Source organism: Pseudoalteromonas sp. BSi20652 (assembly GCF_000239855.1).
In the GTDB taxonomy this organism is placed as follows: domain Bacteria; phylum Pseudomonadota; class Gammaproteobacteria; order Enterobacterales; family Alteromonadaceae; genus Pseudoalteromonas.
Window position 1 is genome coordinate 22457 of the sequence record NZ_BADT01000145.1, and the last position, 8652, is coordinate 31108.

8 protein-coding genes are annotated in these 8652 nt (G+C 37.7%); 5 read left to right on the forward strand and 3 right to left on the reverse strand.

Annotated features, from left to right (window positions below):
• Positions 1 to 173 precede the first annotated feature (173 nt).
• The gene (locus tag P20652_RS06610) at positions 174 to 635 is read left to right on the forward strand and encodes a hypothetical protein (RefSeq protein ID WP_008169989.1); all 462 of its coding nucleotides are present in this window, start codon (positions 174 to 176) and stop codon (positions 633 to 635) included.
• 16 nt (positions 636 to 651) lie between these two features.
• Here P20652_RS06610 and P20652_RS06605 read toward each other — a convergent pair whose 3' ends face one another.
• Together P20652_RS06605 and umuD are read right to left on the reverse strand one after the other, a co-directional pair.
• Positions 652 to 1911 carry a Y-family DNA polymerase gene (locus P20652_RS06605; RefSeq protein WP_008169991.1) on the reverse strand — a complete coding sequence of 420 codons (1260 nt, stop codon included), beginning with the start codon at positions 1909 to 1911 and terminating at the stop codon, positions 652 to 654.
• On the reverse strand, positions 1899 to 2312 hold the full coding sequence (umuD, locus tag P20652_RS06600; protein ID WP_008169994.1) for a translesion error-prone DNA polymerase V autoproteolytic subunit: 414 nt from the start codon (positions 2310 to 2312) through the stop codon (positions 1899 to 1901). The genes P20652_RS06605 and umuD overlap by 13 nt, the downstream gene beginning before the upstream one ends.
• A gap of 324 nt (positions 2313 to 2636) precedes the next feature.
• Here umuD and P20652_RS06595 point away from each other — a divergent pair, with 324 nt between their 5' ends.
• The 4 genes from P20652_RS06595 (at position 2637) to P20652_RS06580 (ending at position 8055) form a co-directional block, all read left to right on the forward strand.
• Positions 2637 to 3626, forward strand: coding sequence for an LLM class flavin-dependent oxidoreductase (locus P20652_RS06595; RefSeq protein WP_008169996.1), 990 nt, complete (start codon positions 2637 to 2639; stop codon positions 3624 to 3626).
• A gap of 416 nt (positions 3627 to 4042) precedes the next feature.
• Positions 4043 to 5056, forward strand: a complete 1014-nt coding sequence (locus P20652_RS06590) for a patatin family protein (protein WP_008169998.1) — start codon at positions 4043 to 4045, stop codon at positions 5054 to 5056.
• A gap of 413 nt (positions 5057 to 5469) precedes the next feature.
• Entirely contained in the window at positions 5470 to 6876 is a 1407-nt protein-coding gene (locus P20652_RS06585) for a sodium:alanine symporter family protein (protein WP_008170000.1), read from the forward strand.
• Positions 6877 to 7014: 138 nt separating this feature from the next.
• The gene (locus P20652_RS06580) at positions 7015 to 8055 is read left to right on the forward strand and encodes a patatin-like phospholipase family protein (RefSeq protein ID WP_008170003.1); all 1041 of its coding nucleotides are present in this window, start codon (positions 7015 to 7017) and stop codon (positions 8053 to 8055) included.
• A gap of 141 nt (positions 8056 to 8196) precedes the next feature.
• Here the strand turns inward: P20652_RS06580 and P20652_RS20400 are convergent.
• Positions 8197 to 8652, reverse strand: a 456-nt coding sequence (locus P20652_RS20400) for a hypothetical protein (RefSeq protein WP_008170005.1), incomplete at its 5' end; no start/stop codon positions are given.

Genomic DNA, 8652 nt, shown 5'->3' on the forward strand with positions numbered 1-8652 from the left:
ATCCTCTCAGTGCTTTACAACAAAATGGTGTCAAGTTTAGTATCTACTTTCTGTGATACGACTTCTCTCCTTTTATAGTAAATCTCTGTTATAGTTGTAAAAGTTATAAAAGCTAAGTGATTAGGCATTTTGCTATTATTTAACACGCTGACTCACAAGGATAAATTTACAAAATGAAATACATAACATCCGCTTTATTAACAGTCGCTTTTATAAGTACACAGGCTTTTTCTGAGCCAAGTAATAAAACTCGTTTTATACCGCTTCTAAAGTCACAACTTGGTCATTACGAAGTGACTTCTACTAATTCAGGATTGTGTGTTAACAGCAATTTGAGTTTGACGGATTCAAGTGATGCAAGTGCTGGTTTTAAACTCGGTGAGCAGATTGTATTTGGGCCATTACACAATGGTACCCAAACCATCAAAAAGCCAAATTTTTGTTTTATTACCAGCACGCTTAAATATAAAAGTGATGGCCTTGAAAATGGTTTAAGAATGAGCCGTTGTGAAAACCTTGCAAACGAAAAAACAATTAGTCAAAAAATTGAGTTTTTTGCTAATAACACACTAAAATACACCTTAAGCGATCCAAGCGTGGAATGCATGTTTAAAAAAGTAGATGAGAGTAAGTAAAGCAATCAATATTAATTTACTTACAGTATATTTTTGGAACGTCGCGCCAGCGGGTTGTGTACTGAGGCGATAAAAAGTCTCTGTTCATATGCCAGCGGTCATTGAGTTTGCTACTGGCTAAGCTCAACATGCCTTTGCCGTATCGGGTATTAATAGCATCTAAACAGCCCATTAACTGTGGGTTATCTTGTTGTGGTGCAAATAAATCACTTTGCTGAAATTGCTCAGCGGTGAGTTCTAACGCACCTACACCACATTTATAAAACCGCACGCCTGGTTTGTAAATTTGATCAAATACCTCAGACACCGCATTGGCCATAACGCAGGTATCGTTTGTTGGGATGCTAAACTGATACATATAAGACTTTTTATAAAATATGTTTTCATGGGATGAGCTAGATCCAAAAATATATAATTGCTTTGCGAGCGACTTTTGCGCTCTTAGCTTTCTGCCCACAATAGTGACATGGTTAATTAAAGCAGTTTTAAGAGCGGTTGGTTCATAAATACGTTCTCCAAAGCTGCGAGTAGAGTAAATTTCGCGTTTATCTTGGCGTACATCATCCCAGTTTAAACATACTAAGCCGTTAAGCTCGCTTACGGTGCGCTCTACGACCACACTAAAAGCACGGCGCATAGTTTTAGGGTTTTGTTGGGCAAGCTGCCATGCGGTGTGTATGTTCATTATTTTTAGCTTTTTAGCTAAGCGTTTGCCAATTCCCCATACATCTTGGCAGTCCATGCGCTGTAAAATTGCACGGCGGCTTGCTTCGTTATCGATGACGGCAACACCATCAAAGCCACTTAATTTTTTAGCCGCATGGTTCGCTGCTTTTGCAAGTGTTGGAGTGGGTCCAAAACCCACACCTACCGGCAGTTTGGTTTCTCGCCATACAGTACGCCTAATAAGATGCCCATAGGTATACCAATCTTTTACAAGGTTTGCATAGCCTGTAAAGTGTAAAAACGATTCATCAATACTGTAAATATGTTGAGTGTCGCAAAAGCGAGCAATTACATTCATCATTCTATCGCTTAAATCTGCGTATAGTTCGTAGTTACTAGAGCGAACAACAACGTTATTTTTTTCAAGTAAATACTTAACTTTAAAGTAAGGGCCAAATTTAGGAATATTTAAACGCCTTGCAATAGGGCATACCGCACATACACATCCATCGTTATTAGTAAGCACTACAACGGGTTTAGATCGAATTGCAGGGTCAAAAACCTTTTCGGCGCTGGCGTAAAAAGCCACGGCATCAACTAAGGCATACATGAAAGTAACTCGGGGTGTTGTCTGTGTAACCGAATAGATAAACTAACAACGCCTTCAAGCTGAAACTCATCGCTAGGTGTAATATTAACGGGCTGATACAAAGGTGATGCAGATAAAAGCCGTGCATTGGTTTTATCAAGTAACTTACACACAAACAAGCCATTTAAATTGGCCACAATTACATCGCCATCTTTAGCTTGTTCAGCGCGGTCTACTACCAGTAAATCACCTTCAAAAATACCTACTTCTTGCATAGAGCTGCCTGAGGCAATCCCAATAAAAGTGGCATCGGGGTGTTTAATTAATAACTCATCAAGCGATACACCAAGCTCGCTATATTGTGCAGCGGGAGATTCAAACCCACATACACCGGCTTCTATATAAATAGGAATAACAAACATAAAGGTCAACCAAAGTATGTGTACTGTATATATGTACAGTATATGTGTTTTGTTTAACGTATGCCAAGTAATGAAGTAAAGATCACTGCATATTTTTGATCATTTGTTGAGCCGTATTTAAAAAGCCATTGATTTGCTAAGGTTTAAGTTTTTATACATTTGCTCGTTAGCAACGTGATGCCGAACTTGCTTGTATACCTTAGAGTTAAATAACATATGCATATTTAACTTTATACTTGAATTGAGTTAAGAGCAGTCCCACTTAAGTGTTTTATACTAATAATGCAGCACCATTATTAGTATGCATTTTTAGGAGCTGCCATTTTGTTAACTAATATTCCCTTTTCGTTATTAGAGCTTGCACCAATGCCTCAAGGCGAAACGGTTTCCGATACCTTACATAAAACGACCAAATATGCACAAAGAGCTGATGAGTTAGGCTTTAATCGCTTTTGGCTGGCAGAGCATCATAATATGCCCGGCATTATATGTGCGGCCACGTCTATTTTAGTCGGGCACATTGCAGGCAATACTAAAAATATACGTGTTGGTTCGGGCGGCATAATGCTGCCAAACCATTCGCCTTTAGTTGTTGCTGAGCAATTTGGTACATTAGAGAGTTTATACCCAGGCAGAATTGATTTAGGGTTAGGTCGTGCGCCTGGCAGCGACCAAGTTACAAGCCGCGCTTTAAATAGTGATATGAGCCGAGCAGAACGCTTTCCTCAAGAGGTAAGTGAACTACAAACCTTGCTAGGTCCTTATAATGGCACACACCCAATACGCGCCATTCCTGGTGAGAACACAAACGTACCTATTTGGTTATTAGGTTCAAGCTTATTTAGCGCGCAACTTGCAGCGCAAAAAGGGTTGCCGTATGTTTTTGCCGGGCACTTTGCACCACGTTTTGTACATGATGCAATAGCCCTGTATAAACGCGAATTTAAAGCATCAAACGTACTTGATAAACCTTATGTTATGCTTGCATTGCCGTTAGTTGCTGCAGACACAGATGAAGAAGCTAAGTACCTATCTACAACGTCAAAGCAACGCGTACTGGCTTTAATTAGAGGCGAAGAGCTGTGGTTAAAACCACCCATTGATACAATGGATGGTTTATGGAGTGAGCAAGAACGTGCTCACGTAGAAAACTTTTTAAGCTTAAGTGTAATTGGTGGGCATGTAAGTATTAAACACAAGCTAGAGATGATCGTAAAACAACTGGGTGTCGACGAGTTTGTATTTACTAACGACCTATATGATGGAGAAAAACGTCACCGGGCACTCGAAATATTAATGGAAATAAAACGCTAACTTAAAGAGTTGTTGCTGTAGGTAATTTAGTTAACCTGAGATCTGGTAAGGGATTTACTAACCTCTTACAAGTTAATTTAACGTAGTGAGTATAAAAATAACTGCTTGAGATAAATTTATATACAGAGTTTAGATTAGTTAAGCAAGCGTACACCTTACCTCTGCTAAATTTGCAGACATCAATAAAGAACATTCATTTTATACATTGAATTAATTTACGTGATGTCTGCAAAATTGAAAACCAGTCTTTTTTAACGAGTAATAAAACAACCAGACTATGTTGAGTGAATTTATAAATCATTTAGCGTTCTGTTTTATCAATCAAACTGATTTAAACAATCAATTTTAAGATATCACTTTTATTTTTTATAATGTGTGTATTAACCCAAACATCATCAAATAAAGGTAGGTTCACCGTGAAATCTCTAAATAGCGCAACAGCTAATTCAGTTAACAAAACAGCGCAACCAAAAGTTGCACTGATTGCTGAAGGTGGCGGGCAGCGAGGGATATTCACAGCCGGCGTACTTGATGCGTGGTTAGAGCAAGAATATGACCCTTTTGATTTATTTATTGGTACTTCTGCAGGTTCGCAAAACTTAACGAGCTACTTAGCGCGTCAAAAAGGCTATGCAAAACGCCTAATTAGAGGGCTTTCGCGTAACAAACGTTTTTTTCAGCTTGGTCGCGGATTAGTGGGTAAGCACATAGTTGATTTAGATTGGTACTTTGACAAAACCACCGAGGTAAACAGAGCCATAGATTTTAAAACAGCTAAAACTAGTTTAGGTGACCGTGAGCTACTTATTACAGCTACAAATGCACGAGATAGAAAAGCATATTACTTATCGCCAACAGGTGAAGGTCAGCAATGGCGGGATCTGTTAAAGGCTTCTAGCGCACTGCCATTTTTATACAAACAAGGTGTAAAATTAACACCGTGGTTAGATGCAAAAGCAGCGAACGAAACACATTTAATTGAAGAGCAAGCCCAAGCCGATTTTTACCTAGATGGTGGCTTAGCAGCCCCCTTACCAGTACGCGAGGCTTATAATCGTGGTGCGCGTAAAATTGTAGTAATAAGAACGGTTGACGCTAATTTTCAAGCGCAATCTGCATGGGTGCAAAAGCTAAGAACATTTGCTATAGCATCAGGCTATTGTCCAAAAACATTGGACTACTTAATACAGCACGAACAAGCGTATTTAGATGAGCTTAACTTTATTACTAATCCACCAAGTGATGTAGAAATAATACAAATTTTTGCAGACGAAAAACTGCATAGTAAATTATTAGGCAGTTCGAATGACGATTTACGTTTTGATCATAAACTAGGTTTAGATGCAGGTCGCTCATATTTAGCAATGCAAAATTTACAGATTAACAGCAACAACCATTACAGTGCACCTACACAATACAGCTATAACTAATTAAATGTAATTACAAAAAAGCGCATAACTTTATGCGCTATTTTTTTGCCATTCTTAATCCTCATTACGCCTAAACCTTACTGCATCAAAATAAAAACTATTGCATCTTGCACGCATACGCAAAACAAAATACTGAATCTTAAAAAGATATTATTGATTTTTTAACTAATCAATATAAAGTGTAGGTGTGATTTATTATTCACATTTATAGAAATAAAATTCAATACCAAATGTGCTTGCTTACAGATTATTAAACACCAATACACACTTCACTATGGGTAAAGCCAAACTTAAACACTATTATGTTGAATGCATAGTGAGCTGCCGGATTTTTTAAGTTAAGTAGCGCTACATGCAGAGTTTAAAGTCGGTGCTAACATAGAGTAAAAGTATAAAATAAAAAAGGATTAGCAATGTTCGATACCGCCATCAAAAGTGTAAACAACCTTTTATGGGGAGAAGGTCAAGTACTTATTTATATACTTTTGTTTACAGGTATATGGTTTTCGGTACGCTTAAAAGGCATCCAAATAGTTAAGCTTAAGCACATGTTTAGCTTACTTAAAGGCAGTAGCAAATGTAACAAAGATGATATTTCGTCATTCCAAGCGTTGTGTACAGGGCTTTGTGCACGGGTAGGTACCGGTAATTTAGCCGGTGTGGCAGTGGCAATTTCACTTGGTGGAAGCGGCGCTATATTTTGGATGTGGGTAATAGCCATATTGGGTATGGCTACAGGCTTTGCTGAAAGCGTACTTGGGCAAGTATATAAAGTGCGCGATAGTGGCGGCGAATTTAGAGGCGGACCTGCATATTATATTCAACAAGGTTTGGGTAGCCGAGCGTTTGCAATTGTGTTTGCCGCGTGTTTGTTTTTAGGTTACGGCTTTACGTTTAGCGCAATGCAAACGAACACAATTACCGACGCACTTAATTACGCGTTTGAAGTTCCTACATTTTATTCAGGCCTAGTTATTACTGTACTCGCCGGCTCAATTATACTCGGTGGCTTTAAAGCAATTGCCCGATTTGCTGAGCGCGTAGTGCCAATAATGGGCATTGTGTTTGTACTTGCCGCCGTTATTATTACGATTATAAATTTCACGCAAGTACCTGCCATGCTTAAAGATATATTTTTATCAGCGTTTGGTTTACAAGAAGCAGGCGCCGGTGCAATGGGCGCTGCCATTAAAAACGGTATTCAACGTGGTTTATATTCTAATGAGGCCGGTGCAGGTAGTGTGCCGCATGCTTCAGCAAGCGCCAGCCCAATTCCTAATCACCCAGTAACGCAAGGTTACATACAAATGCTAGGCGTATTTTTCGATACAATAGTACTGTGTAGCTGTACCGCGGTGATCATTTTATTAGCCGATATAGACATAAGCGGCGAAATGGAAGGCATTCGTTTAACACAAAGCGCCATGACTGCTCATTTAGCACAAGGTGGTGTTTACTTTGTAGCAGCCGCTATTACCTTATTTGCTTTTACATCGGTGGTGGCAAACTACGCCTATGCAGAGAGCAACTTGCATTTATTTAAGCTCGACAACAAAGTAGGGCGCGGCATTTACACTTTGCTTTATTTATCAATGATGTTGTGGGGCGCGTCGGCCACATTAAAAGAAGTCTGGGATTTAGCCGATATTGCCTTAGGGTTAATGACAGTGGTTAACGTTATCGCTATTATACTGTTAACGCCGACTATTTTGTCTGTCACGAGCGATTACCACGCACAAAGAGACAAAGGTTTAGAGCCCGAATTTAAAGTAAAAGATGTAAAAGTACAGGGTAAATGCGAAGACGGCATTTGGGATTAACTCACGTATTTTAAGCACACTTAACTACAAAAAGCGGTTTTATGGCAACATAAAGCCGCTTTTTATTTTGCATAAATATTCACTTTAAGTGTTGTGAAAATAACTAAAGCAACCAAAATAAAAGGCACAATTTTTTAGATGATCGAGATTCACGCAGGGAAAACAGCGGCTAAAATTATTAACGAACAGGGCTTTAAACCTGAACTTTTCACCTCTTTTTTAGGTGCAAGTGGCGGCCCTAAATGGTTTACATTATTTGGCTTAGATAAATATATTTTTGGTGAATTTTTTAAAAATCGTACCCAACCACTTAATTTAATTGGGTCATCTGCCGGCGCTTTTCGCTCTGCGTGTTTTGCACAAAACGATCCTGTTGCTGCCATTGAGCGATTAGCAAAATCGTATTCGCAAACTAGGTACTCAAGTAATAAACCAACACCAAGTGAAATCACAATAAAAGCGCGCGCATTACTTGAAGATGTTTTTGGCGATAACGGCGTAACCGAAATTATAAATAACCCAACATTTAAAGCGCATTTTATAGTAGCAAAATCGAATGGCTTTATTGCCAGCGAAAATAAATTAATACAACTACTGGGTTTATCAAAAAGTTATATGCTAAACCGCGTTAACCGAAAATTATTAGGCTCGCAATATGAGCGTTTTATATTTGGCCCAGCAACAAGTAACTTATCAATTACCGACAGCTACAATTTTAAAACGCAAAACATAGCGCTTACTCAAAATAATTTAAAAGATGCATTACTTGCATCGGGTTCAATACCACTTGTAATGCAAGGCATAAAAAATATTGCAGGATCGCCGCAAGGAATATATCGCGATGGCGGAATTATCGATTACCACTTTGATTTAAAAATTAATAACCCAGGACTTATTTTATATCCGCATTTTAATAGCGACCCGAAAGCAGGGTGGTTCGATAAAAATTTAAAACGTAAAGTATCACCACTTAATTACGATAACGTGGTGATGATCACCCCATCAAAAGAATTTGTAGCAAGCTTACCTTACGGAAAAATCCCAGATAGAAACGACTTTACCGATCTTGATGCAGATACACGAATTAAATATTGGAATACTGTTTTTAGTGAAACCGAGAAATTGGCTGAGGCGTTTGATAAAAAATTAAATAATGAAAATTTCGATTCAAAATCATAAAAGTAATTTAATAGCTGATAGTATTCTATCCGTTAATTACGGTACGTAATACAACAAGAAAGGGCGCAAAGCCCTTTTTATTAATAAGTTATACTGGTGTCGATATTGACATATTGGAAGCGTAATTATAATTAAATGAGTTTAATATACTTCAATATTAGAATTAATACGCTTCGATAACTCATCTAAAAAACCACTAAGGTATGAACGAGATTTATTAAGTTCTTTATGTAATAATTCTAAAGTTGCAATATCTGTAACTTTTTTTATTTGACTATTACAACCATTGAAACTTATCGCACTTGCATGGACAGAATTCAATAACTCATAAACACCAGAACTTTTAGGAAATAATATTCTTGAGGCATACATTGAGGATATAAATTGACTAAAAGTATCCTTAGTTATTTCACCATGAGTATACTCTTGATAAAGTTTTTGTGAATCAACAAAAACCTTAAATTTCTTTTCATAGTAAACAATGCTTAAAGTTTTCTTCTGAGTTCTGTAAGCGAGCCATGAAATTAGAACTGCTGATAATGTTATTAAAGTATTTAAATTAGTTAGTATTAAATTAGTAAAATATTCGATAATCAT